This window comes from Pseudobacter ginsenosidimutans, from assembly GCF_007970185.1.
GTDB classification, from domain to species: domain Bacteria; phylum Bacteroidota; class Bacteroidia; order Chitinophagales; family Chitinophagaceae; genus Pseudobacter; species Pseudobacter ginsenosidimutans.
Genome location: NZ_CP042431.1, coordinates 5,740,779 through 5,767,169, shown reverse-complemented (window position 1 = coordinate 5,767,169; position 26,391 = coordinate 5,740,779). Strand labels below are relative to the sequence as shown.

At 44.5% G+C, this 26,391-nt stretch carries 25 protein-coding genes, 1 tRNA gene, 1 pseudogene and 1 riboswitch; of the genes and pseudogenes, 21 read left to right on the top strand and 6 right to left on the bottom strand.

Annotated elements, in window-relative coordinates:
* Positions 1–85 precede the first annotated feature (85 nt).
* From FSB84_RS22725 to FSB84_RS22665, 13 genes are all read left to right on the top strand, one after another.
* Complete coding sequence (locus FSB84_RS22725) at positions 86–1,237, top strand: MFS transporter (protein ID WP_130540155.1); 1,152 nt, start codon at positions 86–88, stop codon at positions 1,235–1,237.
* 414 nt (positions 1,238–1,651) lie between these two features.
* Positions 1,652–2,566 (top strand): DinB family protein, encoded by a 915-nt coding sequence (locus FSB84_RS22720; protein WP_158644069.1) that lies wholly within the window; start codon positions 1,652–1,654, stop codon positions 2,564–2,566.
* 69 nt (positions 2,567–2,635) lie between these two features.
* A complete protein-coding gene (locus FSB84_RS22715) occupies positions 2,636–3,727 on the top strand; it encodes a serine hydrolase domain-containing protein (protein ID WP_130540153.1) in 1,092 nt (363 codons plus the stop codon).
* Between the two features lie 52 nt (positions 3,728–3,779).
* The gene (locus FSB84_RS22710) at positions 3,780–4,469 is read left to right on the top strand and encodes a GNAT family N-acetyltransferase (protein ID WP_130540152.1); all 690 of its coding nucleotides are present in this window, start codon (positions 3,780–3,782) and stop codon (positions 4,467–4,469) included.
* An 11-nt stretch (positions 4,470–4,480) separates the two neighbouring features.
* A riboswitch (cobalamin riboswitch) is annotated at positions 4,481–4,700 on the top strand.
* 179 nt (positions 4,701–4,879) lie between these two features.
* Positions 4,880–5,980 carry a DUF5074 domain-containing protein gene (locus FSB84_RS22705; RefSeq protein WP_130540151.1) on the top strand — a complete coding sequence of 367 codons (1,101 nt, stop codon included), beginning with the start codon at positions 4,880–4,882 and terminating at the stop codon, positions 5,978–5,980.
* Positions 5,981–6,156: 176 nt separating this feature from the next.
* On the top strand, positions 6,157–6,531 hold the full coding sequence (locus tag FSB84_RS22700; protein ID WP_130540150.1) for a rhodanese-like domain-containing protein: 375 nt from the start codon (positions 6,157–6,159) through the stop codon (positions 6,529–6,531).
* The gene (locus FSB84_RS22695) at positions 6,488–7,372 is read left to right on the top strand and encodes an AraC family transcriptional regulator (RefSeq protein ID WP_225979867.1); all 885 of its coding nucleotides are present in this window, start codon (positions 6,488–6,490) and stop codon (positions 7,370–7,372) included. The genes FSB84_RS22700 and FSB84_RS22695 overlap by 44 nt, the downstream gene beginning before the upstream one ends.
* Positions 7,362–7,817, top strand: coding sequence for a VOC family protein (locus FSB84_RS22690; protein WP_225979866.1), 456 nt, complete (start codon positions 7,362–7,364; stop codon positions 7,815–7,817). Before FSB84_RS22695 ends, FSB84_RS22690 begins: the two co-directional genes overlap by 11 nt.
* A 106-nt stretch (positions 7,818–7,923) precedes the next feature.
* Positions 7,924–8,718 carry an NADAR family protein gene (locus FSB84_RS22685; RefSeq protein WP_130540149.1) on the top strand — a complete coding sequence of 265 codons (795 nt, stop codon included), beginning with the start codon at positions 7,924–7,926 and terminating at the stop codon, positions 8,716–8,718.
* A gap of 258 nt (positions 8,719–8,976) precedes the next feature.
* Positions 8,977–11,997, top strand: coding sequence for a ligand-binding sensor domain-containing protein (locus FSB84_RS22680; protein ID WP_130540148.1), 3,021 nt, complete (start codon positions 8,977–8,979; stop codon positions 11,995–11,997).
* Between the two features lie 23 nt (positions 11,998–12,020).
* A complete protein-coding gene (locus tag FSB84_RS22675) occupies positions 12,021–12,791 on the top strand; it encodes a LytR/AlgR family response regulator transcription factor (protein ID WP_130540147.1) in 771 nt (256 codons plus the stop codon).
* 437 nt (positions 12,792–13,228) lie between these two features.
* Positions 13,229–13,579 carry a DUF2200 domain-containing protein gene (locus tag FSB84_RS22670; protein ID WP_130540146.1) on the top strand — a complete coding sequence of 117 codons (351 nt, stop codon included), beginning with the start codon at positions 13,229–13,231 and terminating at the stop codon, positions 13,577–13,579.
* A gap of 339 nt (positions 13,580–13,918) precedes the next feature.
* Positions 13,919–14,332, top strand: coding sequence for a hypothetical protein (locus FSB84_RS22665; RefSeq protein ID WP_130540145.1), 414 nt, complete (start codon positions 13,919–13,921; stop codon positions 14,330–14,332).
* Here the strand turns inward: FSB84_RS22665 and FSB84_RS22660 are convergent.
* The 3 genes from FSB84_RS22660 to FSB84_RS22650 form a co-directional block, all read right to left on the bottom strand.
* On the bottom strand, positions 14,303–14,707 hold the full coding sequence (locus FSB84_RS22660) for a DoxX family protein (protein WP_130540144.1): 405 nt from the start codon (positions 14,705–14,707) through the stop codon (positions 14,303–14,305). The two genes, FSB84_RS22665 and FSB84_RS22660, sit on opposite strands and share 30 nt — an antisense overlap.
* Positions 14,708–14,797: 90 nt before the next feature.
* Positions 14,798–15,253, bottom strand: coding sequence for a hypothetical protein (locus FSB84_RS22655; RefSeq protein ID WP_130540143.1), 456 nt, complete (start codon positions 15,251–15,253; stop codon positions 14,798–14,800).
* A 65-nt stretch (positions 15,254–15,318) separates the two neighbouring features.
* Positions 15,319–15,879: a Crp/Fnr family transcriptional regulator gene (locus FSB84_RS22650; protein ID WP_158644068.1), complete on the bottom strand. Its 561-nt coding sequence runs from the start codon at positions 15,877–15,879 to the stop codon at positions 15,319–15,321.
* A 63-nt stretch (positions 15,880–15,942) separates the two neighbouring features.
* On the opposite strand from FSB84_RS22650, the gene FSB84_RS22645 reads away from it, so the two are divergent.
* Together FSB84_RS22645 and FSB84_RS22640 are read left to right on the top strand one after the other, a co-directional pair.
* The gene (locus FSB84_RS22645) at positions 15,943–16,224 is read left to right on the top strand and encodes a glyceraldehyde-3-phosphate dehydrogenase (protein WP_130540141.1); all 282 of its coding nucleotides are present in this window, start codon (positions 15,943–15,945) and stop codon (positions 16,222–16,224) included.
* Positions 16,225–16,324: 100 nt separating this feature from the next.
* A complete protein-coding gene (locus FSB84_RS22640; protein WP_130540140.1) occupies positions 16,325–17,284 on the top strand; it encodes a YybH family protein in 960 nt (319 codons plus the stop codon).
* Between the two features lie 33 nt (positions 17,285–17,317).
* Here the strand turns inward: FSB84_RS22640 and FSB84_RS22635 are convergent, their stop codons facing one another.
* Positions 17,318–17,761 (bottom strand): hypothetical protein, encoded by a 444-nt coding sequence (locus tag FSB84_RS22635; RefSeq protein WP_130540139.1) that lies wholly within the window; start codon positions 17,759–17,761, stop codon positions 17,318–17,320.
* Positions 17,762–17,813: 52 nt separating this feature from the next.
* Here FSB84_RS22635 and FSB84_RS22630 point away from each other — a divergent pair, with 52 nt between their 5' ends.
* Positions 17,814–20,033 carry a DUF5723 family protein gene (locus FSB84_RS22630; RefSeq protein ID WP_130540138.1) on the top strand — a complete coding sequence of 740 codons (2,220 nt, stop codon included), beginning with the start codon at positions 17,814–17,816 and terminating at the stop codon, positions 20,031–20,033.
* Between the two features lie 70 nt (positions 20,034–20,103).
* A pseudogene (locus FSB84_RS31740) lies at positions 20,104–21,176 on the top strand (AI-2E family transporter).
* Between the two features lie 35 nt (positions 21,177–21,211).
* Here the strand turns inward: FSB84_RS31740 and FSB84_RS22620 are convergent.
* Positions 21,212–21,288: transfer RNA gene (locus FSB84_RS22620), tRNA-Pro, on the bottom strand.
* 169 nt (positions 21,289–21,457) lie between these two features.
* On the opposite strand from FSB84_RS22620, the gene FSB84_RS31225 reads away from it, so the two are divergent.
* The 4 genes from FSB84_RS31225 to FSB84_RS22605 all read left to right on the top strand — a co-directional run bounded on the left by FSB84_RS31225 (position 21,458) and on the right by FSB84_RS22605 (position 25,132).
* A complete protein-coding gene (locus tag FSB84_RS31225; RefSeq protein WP_225979865.1) occupies positions 21,458–21,850 on the top strand; it encodes a hypothetical protein in 393 nt (130 codons plus the stop codon).
* Entirely contained in the window at positions 21,784–22,533 is a 750-nt protein-coding gene (locus FSB84_RS22615; RefSeq protein WP_225980115.1) for a fatty acid desaturase family protein, read from the top strand. The genes FSB84_RS31225 and FSB84_RS22615 overlap by 67 nt, the downstream gene beginning before the upstream one ends.
* Before the next feature lie 284 nt (positions 22,534–22,817).
* Positions 22,818–24,020, top strand: coding sequence for a glycosyltransferase (locus FSB84_RS22610; protein ID WP_130540135.1), 1,203 nt, complete (start codon positions 22,818–22,820; stop codon positions 24,018–24,020).
* A 44-nt stretch (positions 24,021–24,064) separates the two neighbouring features.
* Positions 24,065–25,132: a glycosyltransferase gene (locus tag FSB84_RS22605; RefSeq protein WP_225979864.1), complete on the top strand. Its 1,068-nt coding sequence runs from the start codon at positions 24,065–24,067 to the stop codon at positions 25,130–25,132.
* On the opposite strand, the gene FSB84_RS22600 is transcribed toward FSB84_RS22605, so the two are convergent.
* Positions 25,121–26,374 (bottom strand): glycoside hydrolase family 130 protein, encoded by a 1,254-nt coding sequence (locus FSB84_RS22600; RefSeq protein ID WP_130540133.1) that lies wholly within the window; start codon positions 26,372–26,374, stop codon positions 25,121–25,123. The genes FSB84_RS22605 and FSB84_RS22600 overlap by 12 nt on opposite strands.
* Positions 26,375–26,391 lie beyond the last annotated feature (17 nt).

Sequence of the window (26,391 nt, the reverse complement as noted above, 5' to 3'; positions counted from 1 at the left end):
AACGATCATAAGCAGCCATTTGTGTACGCGATACGGGTCATATGACGATGAATTTTTACCTTCGCAGCTTCAAAGAACCGAAAGTATGGTTGAAGCCCCGGTCAGTGAATCCGCCAGGAAGGCCCGTATCGCTATAGCTGTTTTCTTTTTTCTCTCAGGTTTTGGTTTTGCCACCTGGGCGTCCCGTATCCCCGGGCTGCAGCAGAAACTGCACCTGAATGAAGCGGAGCTGGGCGCGGTGCTCTTTGCGATGCCGGCAGGACTGATGGCTACTCTCCCGCTCACCGGATTCCTGCTTCGCAGGTTCAGCAGCCGATATATTATGCTGGCAGGCGCACTCATGTTCAATACCATGATGTGCCTGATCGGACAGGTAACAGAGACCTGGCAGTTCGCCACCGTGCTGTTCTTCTTCGGCTCTTCGCGCAACCTGATGAATATCTCGGCCAATGCGCAGTCCATTGCCGTGCAGGCATTATTCCCGAAATCCATTATTGCATCTTTACATGGTATCTGGAGCATCGCAGGCTTTCTGGCTGCCGCGCTCGGTGCGCTGATGGTGAACTGGGGCGTGTTGCCCCACTGGCATTTTGCCGCAGTGAGTATTGCGCTTTCCACGCTTGCGATAGTCTATTTCAAAGATACAGTGCAGCAACTACCGGCGGCGCATGAACGAAAACAGAGTTTTGCTTTGCCGCAACGTTCCATGCTGGCTTATGGATTCATCTGCTTTGCCTGTATGGCCTGTGAAGGAACGATGTATGACTGGAGCGCCATCTACCTGAAAAAAGCGGTGGGTACTTCCAAAGAAGTGGCTACTGCCGGATATGCCGTGTACATGGTGGCGATGACGCTCGGCCGTTTTCTAGGGGATAAAGTGGCCAATGCCATTGGCGTTAAAAGCCTCCTGCGATATTGTGGTATCATGATGTTCACCGGCCTGCTGATGGCGGCTATCCTTCCCTGGACCATTACTACTTATTTCAGTTTTATCCTTATTGGTTTTGGCGTGAGCTGTGTGGTGCCAATGGTGTTCAGCATGGCTGGCAAGGTAAAGAATATGAGCGGCGGTCCTGCCATTGCAGCCGTTTCCACAGTCGGATATTTCGGTTTTCTCATTGTTCCTCCCGTAGTGGGTTTCATCGCAGAAGCATTCAGCCTCCAATGGTCTTTTGCATTGATGAGCCTTCTGGGCGTACTGATCATCTGGATGGTGCCAAAGATGAAAGAACAATAATGGGGTGGTCAACACACTTTAAAATAAAATCTTTCGCATTATTAATTTCGTATATTTGAATGCAGCTCTCTCCAACCGTTATTTCTGAATTACATTTTTATCCCTCCCCACACCAGTTGTACCTGCAAGGAAGATTTTGGTACAGGTAAACCAATACGCGTGTGCTGACAATGATTTGCTCATTAGTAGTGCTGGGCAAAAAATGGGTTGTAGTCAATGCGGATCCTGCGCACCAGTGGTGTGAGTGATTTTCCCGCATTTCTAACTCACCCGGGCAGCCACCCGGACGGGCACACTGGCAATCGCAGCAACCTGTGTTCCAGCTTCTGTCGCAAAATGAACAGTATTAGTCGCGTTCATACCCCTACTTTGCAGCTGAAATCATTCAATTTTATGTTCATAAAACGAATGATCATGCAAATCATAGCTAGAACTGAAGCCACCACCGTTTATTGTAATACCGCAGCCTCTTTCCCTGAGGGTGTGCTCAAGGCGCACCAGCTCCTCCACCAGATCTATCCTTCTTCCGAGGGCCGGCATTTCTTTGGCATTTCCCGCCCCGTGAACGGTGAGATCGAATACAAAGCCGCTGTGAGCCTTGCTCCCGGCGAACAGCCTGTTACAGACAGGTTTGAAAGGTTCGTGATCAAAAAGGGCCTCTTCCTCAGCAGCACGATCCATAATTTCATGGATAATATCCCATCTATCCAGAAAACTTTCGAGCACCTGGTGAAAGACCCGCGTGTGGACCACGATGGCTATTGCCTGGAAGAATATCCGGATGAAAAGAATATGATCTGTATGGTTACCCTGGATGATGATAAAGTGCAGGACATGCACCGGAAAGAACTGGCAAAAGAGTACGGTGCATTGTATGAAAACCTTTTGTCCACTATTCTGTCTTTCAAAGAAAAGGACTACAACAAGCGGCCGTTCAGCGGCGGCTGGAGCCCCGCGCAGGTAGTGGACCATATCATTCAGGCCACCGGCGGACTGCCTGATCAGTATACCATGGATACAGACCGGCTCTATTCCGAGAAAGATGAAATGACCCGTTCTGCTTTCCTGAATTTCGATACAAAAATGCAGGCGCCTGATTTCCTTCAACCTGAACAAAGGGATTATAACAGGGATGAACAGGTTAAAACTATTGAAGGGATCCGCGACCAGCATATGCAGTCCATCCGTGATAAGGATCTCTTTGCCATCTGCCTGGATTTTGAAATGCCGGTTTGGGGAACGCTTACCCGCTACGAATGGCTGAAGTTCATCGGCTATCATACTACCCGTCATATCCATCAATTGAAGAAGATCCACAATGCGGTATAATAATTTTCGTTATAAGTGCATTAAACCGTAAACACTGATTCCCGTCCGATAGAACAAGAAAATGCAATTATGACGAAATACCAACTGCTGCTGGCGATTCCATTATTTCTGATCTTCTCCTGTAAAAAAGATAATAGCGGCGATGAAGGAAATCCTCCTGATTCTGCCGCTTTGTATTTTCCGCCTGTATCCGGAACGGAATGGCAAACCACCAGCGCTGCTTCACTGAAATGGAACCAACCGGCCATTGATCAATTGTACACTTACCTGGATGCAAAAAGTACAAAAGCCTTTATCGTTTTAAAGGATGGAAAAATAGTATTGGAGAAATATTTCGGAACCTTTACGCAGAGCTCGGACTGGTATTGGGCTTCAGCCGGCAAGACCATGACGGCCCTGCTAACGGGCATTGCACAGGAAGAAGGTTTACTAAGGCTTTCCGATAAAACTTCAAAGTATCTCGGCACAGGCTGGACATCACTTACAACTGCAGAAGAAGACCTCATCACCATTCGTCACCAGCTCACCATGACAACCGGACTGGATGATGGCGTGGCCGACAGTGACTGCACCACGCCCGATTGTCTCAAGCGCAAAGCCGATGCAGGCACCCGCTGGGCCTATCACAATGCACCATATACGCTGATGGATAAGGTGATCGAAGCGGCAACCGGCAAAACTTTTCAGACTTATTTCCAACAGAAAATAAGGGACAGGATCGGCATGAAAGGCATCTGGCTGAAAAGCGGCTATAACAATGTGTATGGAAGCGATGCCAGAAGCATGGCGCGCTTCGGACTGCTGCTGCTCAATAAAGGAAAATGGGGTGAGACGGAGATACTGAAAGACCAGGAATTCTTCAATGCCCAGATCAACAGTTCCCAGCAACTCAATCCTTCATATGGTTATCTTACCTGGTTGAATGGAAAAACGAAATACATGCTCCCCACCCTGCAGGTGGTTTTCAACGGAGCTTTGGCTCCGAATGCGCCATCCGATATGTTTTGTGCACTCGGCAAGAACGATCAGAAGATCTATGTAGTCCCTTCACAAAAACTGGTAGTGATCAGAATGGGGGAATCTGCCGGAAACGTACAGCTGGCAGTCTCCAGCTTCGACAATGAATTGTGGGGAAAGCTCAAACCTGTGATCGGTTACTGATCCTTTTTTAGAAAAAACTGAACCCTCATGGTCATTGATTGTTTATGGAGGTATGAGCTCAGATCTATATTATCAGTTGGATAATCCTGCATGGTTTGCATTGACCGGCCCGCAGCAATCCTTTTCCACGGGAAATGGAAAAGTAAAAAGATATAAAACGAATAACCTTCCGTTTGCGGCCTATGATCATCAGCATAAGGATCAACTGCCACTACTGGACCAGCAACTTCAATCCGGGGAAATATTCTTTCTAATCGGCTCCATTCCAACACTTCCTCCAAACTGGATCATACTGGCAGAGCTCACCTGTCTGCAAATGATCAATCATATACCCATTACTCCTCTTCCTGATGCACCGGAGATATTGCCATTGGGCGAAGGCCAGAAGCAAGACATGATCGATCTGGTGCAACGGGTGCAGCCAGGTTATTTTGCACCTGATACCTATCAGCTGGGCGACTATTATGGCATCTGGCAGGATGGAAAGCTGGTGGCCATGGCCGGAGAGCGTATGCGCGTGAACGGTATGAGCGAGCTTAGCGCCATCTGCACAGATCCCGCATATACCGGTCGCAAGTATGCGCAGCACCTGATCATCAAAATCTGCAATGCAAATCACGCCAAAGGCATCATCCCATTTTTACATGTTCTGGATACGAATGAACGCGCGGTAAAACTCTATGAGTTCATGGGGTTTGAAACAAGAAGGACCATCTCTTTCTGGAAATTGCAAAAGAACTGATTCCTCCTGCCTATATTTGTAAAGTCTTTGGTTCATTACCCCGCATCCGGTAATGATTAAAAGGGAATCCGGTGGCTTCCGAAAGGAAGGAATCCGGAGCTGTCCCGCAACTGTAAGTTCCTTCATGAGTAAGCTCATGGATTGACGGATCTTCAAGCCACTGTCAGCAATGATGGGAAGGCATCCGAAAATGGAACGAGCCAGGAGACCTGCCAGAGGCTTCATACTTGATTCATAGCTTTCGGGTCAAAAGCAGTGAGTTGATGCCATCTATTCAGCTTTCTACCTGTATTGCCATTTTGTTCCCGCTCTTCCGGAGCTGGGGTTGCGTGGCTATACCGGTGTTTTTACAAGGCGTTGTTGGATCAGGTATGTAATTGGTTTTGTTTTTTTTCACCAAACTATCAGATATGAACAACCGCCATTACATCTTACGGGGCATGGTAGCCCTTGCAGTGGTAGTATCCATTGCATCCTGCAGTAAAAAAGACCAACTTGTTTCTGCTCCTTCCGAAGGCAAAGCACTACTGACGCCGGGAAAGTATGAGGACGGCATCATCCTAATCAATGAAGGTTGGTTCGGCCACGACAACGGCAATGTGAATTTTTACAAGTACGGCAGGGATACCATCGAACAGATGGTGTATCAACTCGAAAATCCCGGTAATCAGCTTGGCGTGACCACACAGTCCGGCGCAGTCTGGGATGGAAAACTGTACATCATGGCCAAGCAGGGGCCTTTGGTGGTTACCGATTCCAAAACGCTGGTGGAAACCGGCAGGATCGCAACCTTACCTGCAGATGGCCGCGCCTTCCTGGGTCTTACTTCCACAACAGGACTGATCAGTACACTGGACGGAGTGTACAACCTGAACCTTTCTCCATTATCAGTTGGCTCCAAACTAAGCGGCATCAGTGGTGAAACAGGCACCATGCGCAAAGAAGGTAATTACATTTTTATCCTTTCGCAATCTGAAGGGCTGATCATTCTCAATGCAACAACAAAAGCGATCGTGAAAAAGATTGCAGGGCTTCAGCAGGGATTGTGCAAGACTTCCGATGGCAGCCTTTGGATTGCCGGTGGCAGCACACTCGCGAGACTGAATGTGACCACACTGGACACAACGCGCATTACCATGCCATTCTCATTGGGGAATCCCTGGTTTGCGTGGAATGAAGGCACTGTTACCTGCTCTACCATCGATACGGCCGTATACCTTGCCCGTACCAATTCCTGGGGAGCGGGTGGTAACAGATTGTACAAGTATATCCCTGGTAACCTGGCTTCTTTATCTACCCCACTCGCCACCCTGCCTGCCAATCAGGAATTCTACGGGGCCGGCGTTCGCTATGATCCCAGTCAGCATAATCTGGTGGTAACCGCTGTGCAGTCAGGGTATGGACAAAACTATAAGTACAACAAACTGTACTTCTACAGTACCAACGGGAGTCTGACGAAAACAATTTCTTACGAATATTTCTATTTTCCGGCGCTACCGGTGTTCAACTAACGTAGACCAATAGTTGTATTGTGGTGCAAGAGCCATCCCGGGAGGGATGGCTTCTTCTTTTCCATTTTTCTATCATAAAATAGTGTAACTTCCCTATCCGCACCCACCAGGACCCGAAAACGCTCCCCTCTTAATTCCGGCTCTAAGTCCAATCATTTACCATCAAACCGGTTATAATGGCAAAAACAGCAGCAGAACTTATAAAAGAAGCTAAACTACAAGCAGAGAACCTGACACCTGTTCAGGTGAACAAAGAAGTGAAACAGGGCGCTACTTTGATAGACATCCGTGAAACCGAGGAGATCGGCAGTATCGGAAAGATCCCAGGTTCTGTGCATGCGCCCCGTGGGCTGATCGAATTCTACGCAGATGAATCCACACCCTATCACAAACAGGAATTCGAAAAAAGTAACCGGATCATCCTGCATTGCGCCTCTGGTGGGCGTTCTGCGCTTGCAGTCCGTACTTTGAAAGAAATGGGATACGAGAATATTGCGCATCTGGACGGTGGTATCAAGGCATGGAAAGAAGCTGGCCTGCCTGTTGAATAAGAAGACCATCGCGTATCTTGCAGGAGTGAATGCCATTGAAAGTATCAGGAACCTGTACATCCCCATTCAGCCGACGGTAAAGCAGTCCGCTGACAATGTCGCTTACCTGGAATTCCTTCCCCATCCTTCGCTTCAGCAATATATTTACTGTTACTGGGAGTTGAAAACATTGGCTCCATTGAATGAAGCATTCATCTATCGTGTGGTGGCGGATGGGTGTATCGATATTTATTTTGAACTAGGAAACCCTGCAGAGAACTGGGTGATGGGATTCTGCAAAAAATACACCGAGTTTCCGATCGGCAATCAGTTCCATTACGTGGGCGTCCGGTTTCTTCCAACCATGTTCCCCCAATTATTCCGCGTTGATGCATCTACGTTAAGTAACAGGTATGAGGAACTGAATGTTGTTGTTCCTGAAACGGCCCGATTCATTGCCAGCCGATTTCACTCAGACATGAACGTTACAGAGATGTCTGGGCTGTTCGATAACTGGTTTGCGAAAGTGATCCTGGCGGCAGAGTTTGATGAGGATAACCGGCTGTATGAGGCCATCGGCATCATTTTGCAGCAGTCAGGCGTATTGAATGTGGAAGCGGATCTGAATACCGGGATCAGTCCCCGTCAACTTCGCCGGTTGTTTGAATTCTATATTGGCGATACGCCAAAGACATTCAGTAAGGTAGTGCGATTTCAGAATATCCTTCGCGCCAAACCAAGTACGCAAAGCCTTCGCAACAACAAACTGTTCTTCGATGTGGGGTATTACGATCAGGCACATTTCATCAAGGAATTCAGGAATTTTTATGGTGTAACACCTTCGAAGGCTTTTGGAAGATAGAATGTCCGTTTTTTACAATAACAACAAGCTGGCTTATCGCAACTTTGTGGAGAAAACAAAACAAACGATCATGAAACTGAATGCAGGTATAATAACAGAAAAACTGGCAGCCACCAAAGCCTTCTATACAGAGATTCTCGGATTTGGTATAACCTTTGAAAATGAATTCTATCTGCTGATGCATACGCCAGGGCATACCAGCGAGCTCAGCTTCCTGCTGCCCAATCACCCTTCACAACAACCCTTGTTCCAGACTGCATTTGGCGGCCAGGGAGTATATTTGACCATTGAGGTGGATGATGTAGATACGCTCTATGAAGAAATGAAAAAGAAGAATGTGGAAATCATGATCGGGATCCGTGATGAACCCTGGGGCGACAGGCATTTCGCCATCCGTGATCCGAACGGGGTGGGTATCGACCTGGTAAAATATTCTGGACAATGATCACAACAAGCAGGGATTTGTTAAATGGAATGGCTATTATAAGTGGAATTACGTTGTCCAATTTTTATATCTTTCCTGGAGGAATGAAATAATAGAAATTGAAAAAATGGAATTAAAGGATCTTCTGCAAGGATATAAGCACTATGATATCGAATGGTTGATCAATGAAACCGAATCTGGCACACACCCTAGGTACATTAATTTCTGGGGTCACACGTCAAATTCCCCAGTCAATGTGGGCAAAGAGTGTTTCAGTCAATGGTACCCGAGCCCATTTACCGTCAATGGAATTCGGTACAAAACTGCAGAGCATTGGATGATGGCTCAAAAGGCGAATTTGTTTGGCGATAGAGGAATTTTTCAAAGAATAATCGGGTCTGAAAAACCCGGAGAGGCAAAGGATCTTGGAAGACAAATAATGGGATATGATGATCTGGTTTGGAATGCAGCGAAATTCGATATTGTGAAATTGGGGAATATTCACAAATTCAATCAGCAAAAGGCATTGCTGGATTTTTTGCTTGGTACAGCCAGCAGGGTTCTGGTGGAAGCAAGTCCGCTTGATAAGATTTGGGGAGCCGGGATTGCAAAAGATTCCCCTTTGATCGATAAACCATATGCATGGCCCGGAACCAACCTGTTAGGCTTTGCGTTGATGGAAGTTCGGGACTTTTTCCTGGAGTACGGAACGGTGAAAGATACCAGTGATCTGTTACCTCCGCCCTGGATGCGATTTCCAGAGATCAGCCCGAATGATATGTTCTGGAGAATGGGGAGTGGTGAGCAGTATATTATGTCCCTTCACAATCAAGGCCTGCAACTAGATTCGCAAACGCGTATCGCATATTTCCTGAACAATCCTGCGCCTGTTGAGTGGAGTGATTATTATTCAGACTTCTGACTACCTGCCCTTCAATCTCAACGATCATATAAGGTCGGTGGAAACCCTGCTTGCACATCATTGAGGTTGATGGCAGTATAAGCAACTGTTTACTAGTCAGGATTTGAATCCGGTTCAGGGTAACAGTGACAGGAAAGCGTATGATTCCGTTTCTCCCGGAATACGGTTCATTTCATTTTTACTACATTTCATTTGGATCCACACCCGGATTATTCCTTTCACTTTGCAACCCGGGGTTTTGTACTTATTTTCGGAAATATGCATGTCGTTCGCATTTTGATGGTTTGGGCCTTCTGTTCCAGGCTGGTCATTTCTACCGTTGCGGCCCAAACGCCGGACATCGTTTTCCATCATCTTACAGAAAAGGACGGCCTCAGCAGCAACTTTATCAACTGTCTCCTGAAAGATAGTCGTGGTATCCTTTGGATTGGCACGCTCAATGGTCTCAATCGCTATGACGGAAGGCATTTTTACAGTTATCATAGCAGTGAGGACAGCAACAGTCTCCCGCATAATATGGTGCACGCTCTTGCAGAGGATAAAAATGGGAATATATGGGGAGGAACAGATTATGGCGTGTTTTGCTGGAACCGGAAAGATAACCGTTTCAGAAAATACCAGATCTCGGATTCGCCGGTAGTTGCAAATACCTTCAGTATTCTTTGTACTGAAGACGGATCCGTTTGGGCCAGCTCCCTCAAAGGGTTCTATCATCTTCCCACCGGAGAAAGAAAGTTCAGGAAAATTCAGGAAAACAGGAATAATGGAATCTCGTTTTCAGATAACAGTATCAGGAAAAATGGAATGGTTGCCGGACCGGATAAGAAATCGATCTGGCTTGTTACCAGAGAAGGGCTCATGTGCTACCTCATTCAGGAACAGCAATGGCTGAACGTTTCCAATAATCAGGGATATTCACTGTTCAACGGACATAGCGCTGCAGCCCTTTCCGCTACTCCCTTTGGTCATTTCTGGTATTACGACAATAAGGACCAGCAACTGGTGGCCTTTGATCCATTGACAAAAAAAGTGAAATATACCAGGAAGCTGAAACCCGCCATCACAGGCGGGCTTGGCGCTACCATCCTGGAAGACAAGAACCATCGGCTCTGGGTCTGTAACTGGAATTATGAAATGTTCACCCTGGATTATCTTGGGTCCAATACAATCACTCCTATCAGTCATTCCAATGAAACTACCAAGAGTATTGCAGGTGATTTCTTTTGGGCAGCCATGCAGGATACTGATGGTAACATATGGCTGGGTACAGTTGGAGGTATCAGTATTTGTAATCCTGACCGCTCTTTCTACAAAGTGCATTCCATTTGTTCACTTGTACATGGCAGTAAGAATATTTCCATACACTGGATTGCGGAAAACAAAATGGACAGCTCCTGGTGGATATCAACTGATGCGCCCGCCCTCATTCGATATGATCCCGTAAAAACAGGTTACAGGAAATACGAACCGGAAAAATTTATCGCTGCCCGCAATATCGAAAAACCTACTGGCATACACCAGATATGCTTTGTGAAAGGCAAACCGGTTATCGCCACCACCAACGGTGTTTGGCGATATGATGCGGCTAAAGATAATTTCGTTCCTTTCAACCTGCCCCCACCCTTCCATAAACTTCTGTTCACTGTTGTTCATCAATACAACGACAGCAGTTATTATTTCTCAGACAGATATAACCTTGTTGAATGGAACTGCTTTACCAATAAAGCCACCCAGGTAAAGTACCCTGACGGACTCAGCTTTGATGGACATCCGCCGGAATCGGAAATCATGGCCTCTGCACAGGGATCGCCATTGTGGGTTGTCAATGGGCACGACTGGGTGAGCAGGATCAACCGGCAAAATCAACCGGAGCTATTCCGGATTTCCAAAAGTGTAAAAGAGAAATACGCTTATTACACCGCTTTGGAGGTGGATGTCAACGGAAATCTCTGGGCTGCAAAACCCGGCGATGGACTTTACTTTTATGATACCAAAACAGGAATACAAAGAAGCTGGACGCATGAAATAGATCGCGTAATGGCTCTGAAGGCAGACGGGCAGAACAAGATATGGTGCGCTACTTTTAATCAGGTGGCTATCTTCAATCCGGCATTCGACCGGTTTTATAAATTCACATTACCGCTGGCCAATAACAATTATGGCTACCAGAACAGGATGATCAGATTGAACAACGGGAATATTGTGGAAACTTTATCCGGGTATGCCGTGGAGTTCTTTCCTGACCGGCTGAGTTCCGCCAAAGTGATCAACCAGCCCAACATCAGCCAGGTGGAGATCAACGACAGTCTGCTTTTTCCGGAACATAACAGTGCACTGCACCTGGCCCCTGAAGAGAACAATCTCCGGTTGAAATTCGGACTGCTTACCGATGCAGAAGCTTACCCTTATGATATGCTGTTCAGGCTGGATGGCGCTGAAGACCAATGGCGCAGCGCAGGTAACGATTTTGAAGCGAACTACAATCAACTCCGGCCAGGCAATTATACTTTTTCTGTTAAAGCAGTTGCGCGCGATGGAAACTGGCAATCGATGGAAACCAGTCTAAGGATCCATATCGCTGCGCCTTTCTTCAAGAAATGGTGGTTCCCCTGGCTCGCGCTTTCCCTCGTATTAATAATATTCTACCTCGTTTACAAGAACAGGATCCGCAATACCAGGAGACTGGGCGAGCTTCAAAGCAAAGCACAGTTACTGGAAAAAGAGAAAGCTCTTGTGATGTACGAAAATCTGAAACAACACCTGAACCCTCATTTCCTCTTCAATTCACTTACCTCACTCAGCAGCCTGATCACAATTGATCAAAAAATGGCTGTCAATTTCCTGGACAAAATGAGTAAGGTGTACCGGTATATCCTGAAGAACCGGGAAAATGAAGTGGTTCCGTTGAATGAAGAACTGAAATTTGTTCAGTTGTATATCCACCTGCTGAAAACAAGATTTGAAGATGGCATCAGGGTGAATATCGAAATCGATGAAGAATACCTCCACAGGAAGATTGCGCCCGTTACGCTGCAGAACCTCGTCGAAAATGCTATCAAGCATAATATAGCCGACAGTGACTCCCCGCTGGTGATCGATCTCTTTGTAAAAGATGATAACCTGGTAGTTCGTAATAATCTTCAAAAGAAAAGTTTTGTGGAAACCAGCAATAAGCAGGGGCTGGCCAGCATGCAATCCCTGTATGCTTTCCTCAGTTCCCGTCCCCTGCTGATCACGGAAGATGAACAATATTTCACAATCACCGTACCCTTATTATAGAAAAATGAAAAAATTGAATTGCTATGAATGCAATAATAATGGAAGACGAAAAGCTTATTGCCCGTCAGTTGATCGATAAAATTGCCCAGGTGGCGCCTGATATGAAAATTGTGGAAGTGTTGCCCAGCGTGAAAACTGCAACCAAATGGTTCATGGAAAACAGTGAACCGGATATCGTATTCGCGGACATCCAACTCAGTGATGGCGTCAGCTTCCAGGTGTTTGAACGGTATGATCTGAAATGCCCCATAGTGTTTACCACTGCATACGATGAATATGCCATCCGTGCTTTCAAATCTAACGGTGTGGATTACCTGCTGAAGCCTGTTGATACAGATGATCTTCAGAAAGCCATCGAGAAATGCCGTGTAATTGTAGAAAGCAGAAGCCAGTATCCGAAGGATATTCAGCAGCTATTGAAAGTGATCACCAATTCCGGATTGCATCAGCCAGGATACAAAGAGAAATTCATCGTGAATCACCGTCAGCAATGGATCCCTGTCCAATCCAAAGACATCGCCTGTTTTTACCGCGAAAACCTGAATTATATCCTGACATTTGGCGGCGAAAAACATATTCTCGATTTCACTACACTGGATGAAATTGAAGAGCTGCTGGACCCAGCCTTATTTTACCGTGTCAACAGGCAGGCCATCATACATATGGATGCAATACAGAGCATACAACTGCACGAAAATCAAAAACTGACTGTTTTTCTGAAACAACCCCTGAAAATGCAGTGGGATATCAGTCGGGAAAAAGCCCCTGCTTTCAAGAAGTGGTTCGACAGGTAATGGTATCAGGCCCGGTTAAACGCAGATCAGAGCAGTACTATTTTCTACGGTTGCCTATATCGGTTTTCCTTTCCTGAGGCTTTATTTGAAATTCACCCCGTTTCGTTTGAATAAGTTTTTTGTGATGGTACAGGATGATCAATTTTACGTCAGAAGGATGAATTAATCAGTCTTCTGTAGCAAGACAAAGATTTCGTACAAAAATATTGATTCAATAAGGGCAATCAGGTTTAGGGCTATCAAAACGGCGCGGGATTTCCTGCGCCATTGTTTTGAAGTCGAATGTTGAAGCCAGTGGGTAGACCGGCATTGGTGATTTTCTAAAAATATCAGCTGTCGGATTTTTCTTTTCCAGGTTGAAAATTCAGCGGAATTCTTTTATTTTAAGGTCTCAAACCCTGCACAATAATTAATTTCGAGTATCAAAATCTGGAAAAATGGATAATGCCAGAGTGTTCAAAATGAAGTTTGCAAATATCTATCCCCTGTATATCGAAAAAGTAGAGAGAAAGGGGCGCACAAAATCTGAATTGGATGAGGTACTATGCTGGCTTACGGGACATAATGCGAAAAGCCTGCAGCAGCAGATAGATATGAAAACTGATCTTGAGACTTTCTTTACGCAGGCCCCGCAATTGAATCCTAATGTTTCTAAAATTACGGGCTTGATCTGTGGTTACCGGGTTGAAGAAATTGAAGATAAACTCATGCAAAAGATCCGGTATATGGATAAACTGGTGGATGAACTGGCCAAGGGAAAGAAAATAGAAAAAATATTGAGGCAATGAACGGATTTGCAGGAAATTCAAACAGGAAACCCACTCATTGAATAGGTTTCTTTATGTAATAGGTTGATCATAAAAGAGACGAAAATGATTTTTGAATAAAGAAAAATGTAAATTTCTTCACCGAATCTTATCTGATAATCAGCTTATGATTGAAAAGATTATGCTGAAGATTATCCGTTGTGACAACGGCTTGAAAATAAACATCCAGGAAGAGTCATCTGGCAGGTCATTATCTTCGATCTGGTATGAAAATAATCCGCAGCTGGAGCAGGATATTTTGATTGGAGAATTCAGCTATACCGGAGGTGAAACGATAAAGATGAATATTACTTTGGTGGGATGGAATACAAGACTTACTCCCAGCCATTTGATTTCTATTTGCTCAAAAGGATTTGTGAAGACAATGGCAGTATGGTTGATGATCATATTATTTGCAGGTTTGCAAACCATGGCTCTAATACCGACAAAATTGATCAGGATGGAGAGTTTCAAAATTGTCACCGGGTATTTTCCTTTTCTTATGATCATAAGTTTAACGACAATAATTATTATCAATATTCTCTTTCCCCAATAGAGGTCATTGAAGAAATAAAAGTGCTGGCCAATAACTCAAGGGAAGGTTGGAAAGCGGCTGTAGCGATGGCCCTGGGAGCCGTACCTGATTTTAGAGATTTATGTAAGAAATTGATCAATATCTGTTCCTCATTTGAGCCATGCAAGCCATTAAGCCTCTTTTCGTTTTGCTGTCAGTAAAGCTAACGCGAATGCTGCCCCTGAGGCGGCGAACACTGAAAAATCCAATGGAGCCTTTATACCTGTGGAAAAGCTCATCGACAAGGCGAATAATAGCAATAAGAATCCTGTGAGTTTGGCAAAAATCTCTGTTTTGATTCCAATGAGCAGGCCCAGACCAAATACAATCTCTGCTGCTGTTGCAATGATCCCAACAGCAGGAATAACTGCAACAGGAAGCCAGGGATTGAGTGTCTGCGTATATTCTAAAAAAGCGTTCCAGTTTCCCCATACTGCCACTTCTTTGTTCCAGATCCCAAATCTGTCAGCTACCGCAGACAAAAGCCCTGCAGCAAGAGCAAGGCGTAGAAAAATTGTAATGATCTTGTGATTCATGATTTCAGCTGTCTTTTTCTACAGCCAATTTAGATAAAAATAAACGAAGATTACCCGCTTATATGCGCAATAAATGCAAAGGCTATGCTATCAATTGAATTTTTTTACACTTAATATTATGATACCTGCTACCAGCAGTAACTGCAGCCATTGAAAACCGGTTATCCTGTACTTTAAAGAAGCATGTGGCAGGACTGGATTGACCAGTATCTTTTCTTTGAGCCGTTTATTATTACGACTGTTCAATACTCTTAATATCAGTAGTATTACAACCAGGGAGATCTTGATTCTTATCCACGATTGTGGCCCGTATACAAGGTGCATTTTGCTCATCATAACAATGCCGGCCAGGAGTGTAATACCCAGGGAAACCCCCATCAGCCGGGATAACTTCGTAGTGGTTGATAGAAGCGTTTTAGAAAGAGTGGCATCTGTTTGCCGGTTAGACCATAACTGATTGTGGATAATGATATCGCTTACCAAAGCACCGGTAAATAATGCAAATCCGGAAAGATGAACAATGAGAAAATAGTGATATCCTGCCATATGATTTGTGTTTTATTATGAACACAAAGTTGATCCAGGCAGGTTGCATGCACCTGTGATAAAGGTCACAAAGTTTTAGAGCTTCGTCTTTTATTTCGAATCCTGCTTAAGGTTTCACGTTTCACGCCCAGATAGGAAGCCAGTTGAGAGATGGGGACACGCTGGAGTAAAGCAGGGTCGGTGTTTTCCAGGAATTCATATCGGCCTTTCGCCGTCAATATACGGTATAGCTGCAGTTGCCTTTCCTGTTTGGCGGCTATCAATTGCAGGTTCTTTTTCCCGGCTATATCGATTTCAGGCGATTGTTGTATTGCTGCCAACAAATTTTTTTTATCGATCCGGTATACCAGCATGGGTTCGCAGGCTACTACCGTGAAATTAGAAGGAGTGTTGAATATATAACTGTTAAGGTTTGTGACAGTTTCAAATTCAAAATAGAAATTGAGATTTACTTCCAATCCATCCTGGATATTATAAGCCCTGCAATACCCTTGTTCGATCAGGTATAGCGACTGGCATGGTTTTCCGGATTGAATCAGTTCTGAGCCTCTATTGAATTCCAGTTTTACAAAATGCGGGAACAAATATTCCAGACTATCCGCCGATAGTTCAGCAAACGGTTTCATATTGTTAATTATCTGTTCCATTCTTTAGTGAGATATTCAGGTAATGTACGATTATTAGCCGGTATGCAACAAAGGGAACGGTGGTCAGGTGAGATCAATGAACTACTGAAACACCATGCGCATACTGATTTGAAAGGCGTATTGGAATATACTGAAGAACCTTTTGTATCGGCTGATATACTGGGCAACCCCCACTCTTCCATCGTTGATGGTACACTAACACGTTCAATAGACAAACTGGTAAAAATTGTGTCCTGGTATGATAATGTAGCGGGGATCTCGAACAGGATTGCAGAACTGGCGGTTGAGCTCGCCGCTAAGATGACCACTACGGCAGAAGCCTGACCTGGCCTGGTATATATCAGGAGAAAAAGTTAAATATCCGTCCAGGCTTTGATCTCAACCCTGAATTCAATATTTTACTTTTGTACAAAAAAAATGGTACATGCAACGCTTAATAACTCTTATCCCATGTAAATCAGCTGCTTTTTCTGCGCAGTTGCTGGTCCTTTTTGGTTTCCTGATGTCTGCCCATGCGGACGGAAAAACATACAGGTCAGTCAAAGAGGATTGGCAACAAAAAGTGGAAAAATTGAATCTTCAATTTACCAAAGCTTTGGAAAAAGGCGATGTGCCGGCGATGATGCAGTATTATGCTGCTGATGCTGTAAGTATGCCGGAGCATCATGCTACTCTTTTTTCTCCGAAATCCATAGCAGATTATTATCAACGCTGGCTGGCGGCAACCAGTGATAATCGCTGCAAGCGTTTAATATACTCTGTAAAAATTGTTGAAGGCTTTCTGTTGGAGGCGGGAACTTTTACGCATGATTTTGTACAGGCAGGACATAAGCCCTTTCGCTACTCCGGAAAGTATATTCATGTGTGGCGGATCGGTGAAAATAAATCGTTGACGCTTGTTGGTGAGATTTGGGGCGCCGCTTCCGGATTTGATCGTGCCTCCCTCCCGTTGTCGTCTGATAATACTTCTCCGGTCTTGCCGGCTCCCATAAAGCAGGGATACAGTATCCAGGCCGATAGCATCAATCATTACAATGTGCAGATCGCTCAGTTGGTGAAAGAACGCAATGGAGCTGCTTTTTCGGCATACTATACTAATGACGCGATCTATATGCCTTACTATATGCCCATGGTTATTGGGAAAGACAGCATTCATCAGTATTATGTAGTGCATGAGGATCCCGCTGTTACTATTGACACCGTACAGATCAATATGTCGCGGGTATTGCCGGCCGGCGACTATGCGCTGGTTAATGGATTCTATCGTGTTAACTGGCGGGCGGGTGAGCATTCCGGACTGGTTACCGGGAAAAGCATCAATATCTGGAAAAGGGAACAGGATGGGAAATGGCGGCTGCACTGGCAAATGACCAATCATGATTGAAATGTCCAGGCTATGAACAATCAACCGGCGAAACTAGCCAGCAAGCAATTGCTTACTGATATGGTTTTCGACATCCCTGAGAAAATTTTTATTGTTGCGGTTGGCTTCAAATAATGTTTCTAAACTAAAAGTCTTTAATAAGCCGGACGTGACTATTTTGGCAAGTGCCGGGTTAGCTTCAATCCATTCGATTCGTAAACTATGACTTTTTATATAAGAAACAACAATCTCTGCCTTAAAGTAAATGGAAGTGGCGGCTATTGCCTCAAGTAAAGCTGAAAGCTCATTCATCGCCTTTGGAAATTTTGCAGGACTAAAAACTTCCAGGCTACTATCTGAATTGTTCGACATTTCTAAAGGTAAACCTATTAAAATAGAAAACTGTTTTATTATTTGTGAGGAATGATTGACCCATAACTCATACATTCTTCTCAGGGAGAGTAACAAAAGCCCCCTTCCTGTAATAAAATCAATCAAAACTTATTAATTAGCAGGGTATACTTATTGAAGCAACAGACTAAATGAGTGTATGAAAAAACATTACTTAGTCTTTTGTTTTTTGTTGACGATTACAGGCACAATTCAATCACAAACCTTTCCTGGTTACAGAACCGGGAATTATACAGGTGTAAACGGAGTAGTATTTAATCCCGCAAACATAGCGGATAACCGGTACAAGTGGGACGTTAACATTTTCGCCATCAATGGATTCGCAGGCACAGATCAATCGGGACTTCGATTCAAGGATATCACGCGTTCTTTCAATGCTGATTCGTTAAAATCAAGACTGTTGACAGGGAACGATCACATCAATAGCCTGGCTTATGTTGATATATTAGGGCCTTCAGTGATGTTCGGAATTACTCCAAAAACCTCCCTGGCATTCACTACCCGCTCACGTGTATTTGCCAATGGCAGTGACATCAATGGCAATCTTGCGAATGCTCTTATCAATGGCGGAACAACTACAACTGATCTTCCTTTCTCCATTGATAATAATAACATGCTGGTGCACGCAACTGGCTGGACTGAAATCGGTGCTTCAGTGGGCCAGGTGTTGACTCCGAAAAACAGCCGCAACTTTTTCAAGGCAGGTATCTCCCTGAAATACCTGGCCGGGACGGCTGATTCTTATTTGTCTGCCAATAATTTTTCAGGAACAATCAATGGTTCCGGGAATAACTATCTGACCGGAACTACAGGATCACTTTCATTGAATACCACTGATGCAAACTTCAGTGATTACAAATTCAAAGATTTTTTCAAATTCAATGGTCATGGTGTAAGCGGTGATATTGGATTTGTTTACGAATGGCGACCAGCAGCTGACTATTCGATGTATGAAACAGACCGTTTTGCAAATAAGTATAAATTGAAGATCGCGGCTTCTTTATTGGATGTCGGCAGGATCAATTTCAACAGGAGCAATAATGAAGCAGCCAATTATACAGTGAATATCCCGGAAAGTGAAGCTTTTGAACTCAACAGGTTTAAAGACAAATCAGTAAAAGAATACAAGTCTATACTGGATGAAAGTCCATATTTTTCCGGCACTCCTGTCAGTAATTCTTATAAGATAACCCTGCCCACTACAATTCATGCAGAGATCGATTATATGATCGGTAGCGGGTTTGGGGTCAATGCTGCTGGTCAGTTTACAACCAACAAAAAGAATTCACTCTCTCTCTATTATTATAATGCTTACAGTTTAACGCCAAGATGGGAAAACAGCCTGTTCAGCGTTGAGATCCCCATGAGCTATAATGAGCTGACACAATTCAATGCTGGTCTGGCTTTCAGGGTGGGTCCATTCTTCATCGGTTCCGGAACTGCTCTTTCTGCGCTGGTGCACGACTCCAGGCAGGCTGATCTGCATGTCGGATTTCACTTCGGGATGACACACAAAAAGAAGATCAAACCAGACAGGGATCGTGACGGTGTTTACGATGATGTTGATAAATGTCCGGACATTGCTGGTCTTGCCCGTTATGACGGTTGCCCGATCCCTGACACTGATGGAGATGGCATTAATGATGAAATGGATTCTTGTAAAACATTGCCCGGCGTAGAAAGATACAATGGTTGCCCGGTACCCGATACTGATGGGGATGGTATTAATGATGAAGAAGATTCCTGTAAAGATGTTTCCGGTTTAAAGAAATTCAATGGATGCCCTGATACAGATGGTGATAATATAATGGACAAAGATGATAAATGTCCAACGGTAGCAGGTACTGAAAAATATGGCGGTTGCCCGGTTCCCGACACGGATAAAGACGGTGTGAATGACGACGATGATCTTTGTCCAAACGAGCCGGGGCCTGCATCTTCAAGAGGCTGTCCGGTGGAAAAGATTGTGGTTCAGATTACAGCCGACTTCAAGAATATCCTGTTTGATTTTGGTAAGGCAACCATCAGGAGTGAATCAGACTCCATTTTGAGCAAAGCTGCAAGGACGATGACAGAGCAGATTGGAAACTCCGATTTCTATATCGATGGCTACACTGATAATAAGGGAAGCGCAGCCTTCAATAAGAAATTATCAACGGCAAGGGCACAGGCAGTGGCAAATGCACTTATTGTCAACGGTGTGGATAAGTCACGCATCAAGGTCCGCGGATTCGGAAAGGATAATCCTATTTGCGATAATAAAACGGAAGAAGGCAGGCAATGCAACAGAAGAGTTGAAGTTGTGATAAGGAATGTAAACCAAAAAGAAGAACAAAAGAGTATTAGAATTAACCCATAAATAAAGTGGAACTGATAAATAAATCCGGAGCAAGTCCGGATTTTATATTTTTTCTCCTTAGGTATGTTTTATGAAAGAAGTTGCACCAACCATAAAACGCTCAATCGAACTGATGGGGCTTTTCCTTATAGGTGTTATCCTTGTGATAGGCCATACTGTAATAATGCCGCTCCTGATGGCCTTTTTCATTAGTGTAATGTTGCTGCCCGTATTCCGTTTCTTCAGAAGACTAAAAGTACCTGAAACTATATCGATCGTGTTATGCATCCTGTTGGTGATAATGGCGCTCGTACTGGTGATATGGCTATTTACAAGCCAGATAAGGATTTTGGTGCATGATTACAATAAAATTGAACAGCATATTTCCGGGCATTTCGATGCTCTGCAGGCATGGATCAATAAAACATTTGGAGTTTCTGCTGCTGAACAAGTCCTTTTTGTAAAAAGACAAAGCAGCAAAGGATTTAGTTATGCAGGCAATATAGCCAGCGGAGCTGCGGGGTCAGCCTCGGGCACCTTGCTTTTTTTCGGATTACTGCCTGTATATATTTTTCTGATCATATTGTACAGAAGCATTTTCCTGAGATTCCTTTTGATGTGGTTTCCTGCGGAAGATCACAATAATGTAGCCAGGGTATTGTTGCAAACTCAGGTAGTTGTTAAGAGCTATCTCCTGGGACTGCTGATTCAGATCTGTTATATAACGCTGCTGCTTTGGGGATACTTGCCTTGCTTGGCATAGATCACGCTTTATTAATTGGAATTATCTTTGCTTTTCTAAATTTGATCCCTTACCTCGGTGCCCTGATCGGAAATATTATTGGAGTGCTTATCACCCTTGCTTCATCTGATAAAAGTATTCACATATTATATGTCTTAGGCGCTATTGCATTGGTGCAATTGCTGGATAATAATATACTGATGCCACGTATTGTCGGTTCCCGCGTCAAACTCAATGCCCTTGCTTCTATCCTGGGGATTATTCTGGCTGGTACTATGACCGGAATTGCCGGAATGTTCCTTGCTCTGCCTGTATTAGCAGTACTAAAAATTATCTTCGACCATTCCACAAACCTGAGAAAATGGGGAGTGTTGCTTGGAGCCGAAAAAGATTTCAAGGGTGCAGGTCTCAGAAATCCCTGAAACAAGCAAGGCAGCATTCCTGCTGCCTTGTTGCCTGGTCGGGTAGACTGGATTCGAACCAGCGACCCCTACGTCCCGAACGTAGTGCGCTACCGGGCTGCGCTACTACCCGATTTCAATTTTACGGGATCAAATATAAGGCAAATTCTGTTTTTTCAGTTCTCTTCATTTACTATACACGCTTACAATTCCTGAAGCAATACCCTGCCCATATTTAGCCAATTCCGCAATTTAACAAGCCTGATCCCCAAAAATAGACGACATTTAGACAAATACCAGGCATGGCAAAAGTGAGCTTCAATAATCGAAATCAGGTTTTCTATACATCTCTTAAATCGGATGTAGACAAATATTTCGAGCATTCACAACAAAGGAAAACAGGAAATTTCAAGTTATACTTCAAATCAACTGTGTTCATTCTTGCTGCTATTGGCTTATATACCACGCTCCTGCTGGCTCCATTGGGAATTGTGCCCATCATCCTCATTAGTTTGCTCCAGGGCTTTGTTCTTGCCTGTATTGGCTTCAATGTTATGCACGACGCCAACCACGGAAGTTACTCTTCCCGCAAATGGGTAAATGAAACGCTGGGACTCACCCTGAATGCATTGGGGGCAATAGTTTCATCTGGAAACAAAAGCACAATATCATTCACCACACTTATACCAATATAGACGGCGTTGATGATGATATTGCCAAAAGCCCTTTCATCCGGATGTGCAGCTCACAGCCATGGGTACCCGCACATAGGATACAACATCTATATACTCCCCTGCTGTATGCATTCAGTTCCATGATCTGGATACTCTTCCAGGATTTTGAGAAATATTTCAGAAAGAAAATAGTGAACACACCTCTTTCAAGGATGTCTTCCAATGATCACCTGATATTCTGGATCAGCAAGGTCCTCTATATCTTGTTTTACATTATTATCCCTGTTGTGCTGATGGGATGGCAATCCTGGTTACTGTTTTTTGTGTGTTTACATATCGGGTTGGGATTGACTTTGTCCATCGTATTCCAATTGGCGCATGTGGTGGAGGAAACAGAGTTTGATGCTGTTGGCGCCAACGGTAAGAATATCGACAATGAATGGGCTATGCACCAGGTGAGAACAACAGCAAACTTCTCGCCCAATAGCAAGATCATAGCCTGGTTTGCAGGAGGGTTGAATTACCAGATAGAGCATCATCTGTTTCCCCGCATCAGTCATATACATTATCCGGCCATCAGTAAACTGGTGAGATCGAAATGTGCGGCGTTTCAGTTGCCTTACAACAATCTTCCTACTTTCGGAGCTGCAGTAGTTTCTCATTTCAGATTCATAAAAACATTGGGAAGAAAACCTGAAATGTGATCATACAGGTTATTAACTTTCATCAAACACAGCAGGCAGCATCATTTGTGCTGCCTGCTGTGTTTAGCGTCAGGTCTATATTTTAATAGTTCATACCATTTTAAAAGGTTACCTTTATTGTATGACCTTCCGGTAGTTTACCTCATGTCCTTCTCAATTTCGTAAACCGCACGAGACCTTTAACTGTTTAATTGCCCTTCCTGACAAGCCTGGGATCATTAATCTGAACTGGCAAACAACATTGTGTGTTGCCACAGTATTTCTTTATTGCTAAAAATATAATTATGTCTATAGCCGACCGGTTTTCCAGTATTCTTTTTATCAGCACTTTTCCTCCATTGAAATGCGGCATCGCCAGTTTTACAAACGATCTCATTAAGTCTATCGGTGATGATATCAGGAATGATACTGAAATAGTGATCTGTGCCCTCGATAAAGTGAACACATTGAAAGATTATGAACGCCCGGTAACAATGGTAATGGATGGACATTCCATCGATTCCTGTATCGAAACAGCGCGTGCAGTAAACCAGGATCCCGCTATCGGACTGGTTTGTATTGAACATGAGTTCGGGTTGTATGGTGGTGAAATGGGATCGCATTTATTGAGATTCCTCTCGTTCCTGGAAAAACCATTCATCATCCGGTTTCATACTGTACTGCCCTCCCCTGTTCCGAAAAGACTACAACTGGTAAGAACAATAGGATTGCTGGCAGAAAAAGTAATTGTGATGACAGCCAATTCAGCGAAACTGTTGATCGAAGATTATCAGTTAGAACCTGAAAAGATCAGCATCATTCCGCATGGCACGCACCAGAACAGTTCGGTGCATCCGGAAGAGCTGAAAAAGAAATACAGCCTGGAAGACAAACTGGTACTTACAACATTCGGGCTGCTGAGTCCTAACAAAGGCGTTGAGAACGGGATCCTTGCCATGAAAAAGATCAGGCTGAAATACCCTCAATCGGTTTACATCGTATTGGGACTCACTCACCCCAACCTGTTATTGCAGGAAGGTGAAAGATACAGGCAGTCATTACAGGCATTGATAGATGAACATGACCTGCAGGAAAATGTACGGCTGGTGAACGAATATGTTCCAACAGAAATGCTGATGGAATACCTGACATTGACAGATGTTTACCTTTTCACTTCCAAAGATCCCAACCAGGCTGTCAGCGGAACCTTCCTGTACGCGATGAGCGCCGGGTGCGCCATCATTTCCAACGACTTTGTACTGGCGAAAGAAATGCTGGACGAGCACACAGGTATCATCATCGAACCAGGCCAGGAACTGGCACTTGCTCAAAGCGCCCTGTTCCTGCTTCAAAACAAAGATATCAGAACTGAGATGGGCCGTCAGGCATTCCTGAAAACCAGGAATACTCCCTGGAATATCGTTGCAGAGAAACACCTGGAGCTGTTCGACCAATTGTTTCGGAAACCAACCCAGGAAGTTGCATCAAGTTTTTATTGGATGAATTAATTTCTTTAATACCATATTTTTTTATGACACAAGAAGCCGTTTCAATGGCAAGTAATACAATTCCCTTCCGGAGTGATCAGATGCCTGATCTGAACTTCAAGCATATCGTCAATCTCACAGACCTAACAGGGATCATTCAGCATGCATTGTTCTCCATGCCTAACCGAAAAGAAGGCTACTGTATAGATGATAATGCCCGTGCACTTTTTTTCACAGTGCTGGCCTGTAAGTTTAACAGGAAAGATGAAATTGCTCAATCCTTACTTCCGGTATATTTAGGATTCATCCATTTCATGCAATCGGATGACGGCTATTTCTGTAATTTCCTTACTTACGCCAAGGAGATCACTGAACACAGGGGATCGGAAGATTCCTTCGGAAGAACGATGATGGCGCTGGGTTTCCTGATCAATGAGGGCCCTTCGCATTTTGCCGTGAAAACAGGACAGGAAATATTTGCGAAAGCATATCCGCATGTAAGTAGTCTGGTTTCCATCAGGGGTATGGCAAATTCGATCATCGGAATTTGCCAGTACATCAAATATCATTACCCGGATGACCGGAAAACAGAAATGGTGGTTACACTTTCCGATAAGATGATTGCCATGTATAAAGCGAGCAAAAGACCTGGCTGGAGCTGGTTTGAACCGGTTCTCACCTACGACAACGCGATGCTGCCGCTGGCACTCCTGAATGCGTACGAGATCACACAGGATGAAGAATACCTGACGATCGGTCTGGAAGCAATGGCATTCCTGGAATCGAAAGTTTTTGTAGACGATAAATGCAGACCGGTGGGTAACAGAGGTTGGTATGAACGCGGCGGAAAGCCTGCTCAATTTGACCAGCAGGGTATCGATGTTATGGCGATGGTTTTGCTGTACCAGCAAGCTTTCAGGATCACCAGGGATGATCAATACCTGCAACGCATGCAGCAAGCTTACCAATGGTTCATCGGAGAGAACGATCTGGGTTTGTCCCTCTATGATACATCCACGGGAGGCTGTGCAGACGGTTTACAGGAAGATGCCGTGAATCTGAATCAGGGCGCTGAAAGTACCCTGGCCTACTGGATCTCACATATGGTAGTGGTCCTTGGTTTATCGGAGTAAAGCCAGCAGGTCTTTGAGCGGAACGGTGGCAAATGAAGTAGCGTAATCAGATACTGCATAGGGAATGAACAACTGATCTCCATGAATGATGGTGCCGCAGGAGTACACAACATTCGGCACATAACCATATCTCTCTTCTTCTTCAGGCATCAGCAATGGCTCTTTCAATCTGCCCAATTCTTTGGTAGGATCATTAAGGTCCAGCAAACTGGCTCCCAGGCAGTATTTGCGCATGGGCCCTACTCCGTGCGTGATCATCAGCCAGCCTTCCGGTGTTTCCAACGGTGAGCCTGCATTGCCAATCTGAACAAACTCCCAGGGATTTTCCGGCCTTTGCAATAAGATGGCATTGTCCCAACGGTAAAGATCATCCGAGAACATGATATAATTGTTCACGCCATCGATACGGGAGATCATCACATACTGGCCATTGACCTTTCTTGGGAATAAAGCGAGGTTCTTGTTGATGGCTGTCTTTCCCTGGAGCGGAGTCATTTTGAAATGCAGGAAATCCTGGGTCTCTATGAGATGGGGAATGATGAATGTTCCATCATAAGCTGTATAGGTTGCCAGGTAAATACCAGATCCGTCTTCGTTAATGAACCGGGTGAACCTGGCGTCTTCAATTCCATTTTTTTCAGAGAAGCTAACGGGGAAGATCACACGCTCGGATAATAATGATCCGGGTTCGAAATGCAATTCGTAACCATTCTCCGACTTGATCACTTTGCCGGGATTCATGTATTTGCCCGGGGGATCGAATTGGATACCTGCACTGCTGGTGAGTTTCGCACGTTTGAATACAAGGGAAGATACATGGCCTTCCCCCGTGGCCCTGAAGCTCAGTATCACATTCTTTTCTCCTTCGCCTGCTCCCGACTGGTCCGGGTCTTCTACAATCGAAGGATTGAACAAGGCTGCATGTTCCAGGGAATATTCCATGGTGAAGTAAGAACCGATGAGCAGTTTCATCTCGTAGGAAATAGCTGGTTGCTGAGGAGACGGGATCAGATGTTGTACCGCTTCATAATGATTTTCAAAAACCAGCTGAATATTTGAGTAGCGGTCCTGGAATTCTGCGAGAAGATGCTGCAGCAATTCCTGTACTTCATTTTTCGAAAGCTGCATTACCCTGTTGATCAATGCCAGTGACCTTTCCGCGCCTGTATTAAAAAAACGTGGGATTACTTTCTTAACGTCAGGGTTCAATCTCAGATCGAACCTTTTTACCTGGAGCTTCATGGGGATTGAAGGAAGTT

Coding starts and splice junctions, on each gene's coding strand:
- FSB84_RS22725 (WP_130540155.1), top strand. CDS start 86: ATGGTTGAAGCCCCGGTCAGTGAATCCGCCAGGAAGGCCCGTATCGCT.
- FSB84_RS22640 (WP_130540140.1), top strand. CDS start 16,325: ATGCAACGCTTAATAACTCTTATCCCATGTAAATCAGCTGCTTTTTCT.
- FSB84_RS22605 (WP_225979864.1), top strand. CDS start 24,065: ATGGCAAGTAATACAATTCCCTTCCGGAGTGATCAGATGCCTGATCTG.
- FSB84_RS22610 (WP_130540135.1), top strand. CDS start 22,818: ATGTCTATAGCCGACCGGTTTTCCAGTATTCTTTTTATCAGCACTTTT.
- FSB84_RS22710 (WP_130540152.1), top strand. CDS start 3,780: ATGAGCTCAGATCTATATTATCAGTTGGATAATCCTGCATGGTTTGCA.
- FSB84_RS22705 (WP_130540151.1), top strand. CDS start 4,880: ATGAACAACCGCCATTACATCTTACGGGGCATGGTAGCCCTTGCAGTG.
- FSB84_RS22715 (WP_130540153.1), top strand. CDS start 2,636: ATGACGAAATACCAACTGCTGCTGGCGATTCCATTATTTCTGATCTTC.
- FSB84_RS22665 (WP_130540145.1), top strand. CDS start 13,919: ATGGAATACAAGACTTACTCCCAGCCATTTGATTTCTATTTGCTCAAA.
- FSB84_RS22655 (WP_130540143.1), bottom strand. CDS start 15,253: ATGGCAGGATATCACTATTTTCTCATTGTTCATCTTTCCGGATTTGCA.
- FSB84_RS22675 (WP_130540147.1), top strand. CDS start 12,021: ATGAATGCAATAATAATGGAAGACGAAAAGCTTATTGCCCGTCAGTTG.
- FSB84_RS22670 (WP_130540146.1), top strand. CDS start 13,229: ATGGATAATGCCAGAGTGTTCAAAATGAAGTTTGCAAATATCTATCCC.
- FSB84_RS31225 (WP_225979865.1), top strand. CDS start 21,458: ATGGCAAAAGTGAGCTTCAATAATCGAAATCAGGTTTTCTATACATCT.
- FSB84_RS22650 (WP_158644068.1), bottom strand. CDS start 15,879: ATGAAACCGTTTGCTGAACTATCGGCGGATAGTCTGGAATATTTGTTC.
- FSB84_RS22680 (WP_130540148.1), top strand. CDS start 8,977: ATGCATGTCGTTCGCATTTTGATGGTTTGGGCCTTCTGTTCCAGGCTG.
- FSB84_RS22630 (WP_130540138.1), top strand. CDS start 17,814: ATGAAAAAACATTACTTAGTCTTTTGTTTTTTGTTGACGATTACAGGC.
- FSB84_RS22600 (WP_130540133.1), bottom strand. CDS start 26,374: ATGAAGCTCCAGGTAAAAAGGTTCGATCTGAGATTGAACCCTGACGTT.
- FSB84_RS22660 (WP_130540144.1), bottom strand. CDS start 14,707: ATGAATCACAAGATCATTACAATTTTTCTACGCCTTGCTCTTGCTGCA.
- FSB84_RS22685 (WP_130540149.1), top strand. CDS start 7,924: ATGGAATTAAAGGATCTTCTGCAAGGATATAAGCACTATGATATCGAA.
- FSB84_RS22645 (WP_130540141.1), top strand. CDS start 15,943: ATGCAACAAAGGGAACGGTGGTCAGGTGAGATCAATGAACTACTGAAA.
- FSB84_RS22720 (WP_158644069.1), top strand. CDS start 1,652: ATGCAAATCATAGCTAGAACTGAAGCCACCACCGTTTATTGTAATACC.
- FSB84_RS22700 (WP_130540150.1), top strand. CDS start 6,157: ATGGCAAAAACAGCAGCAGAACTTATAAAAGAAGCTAAACTACAAGCA.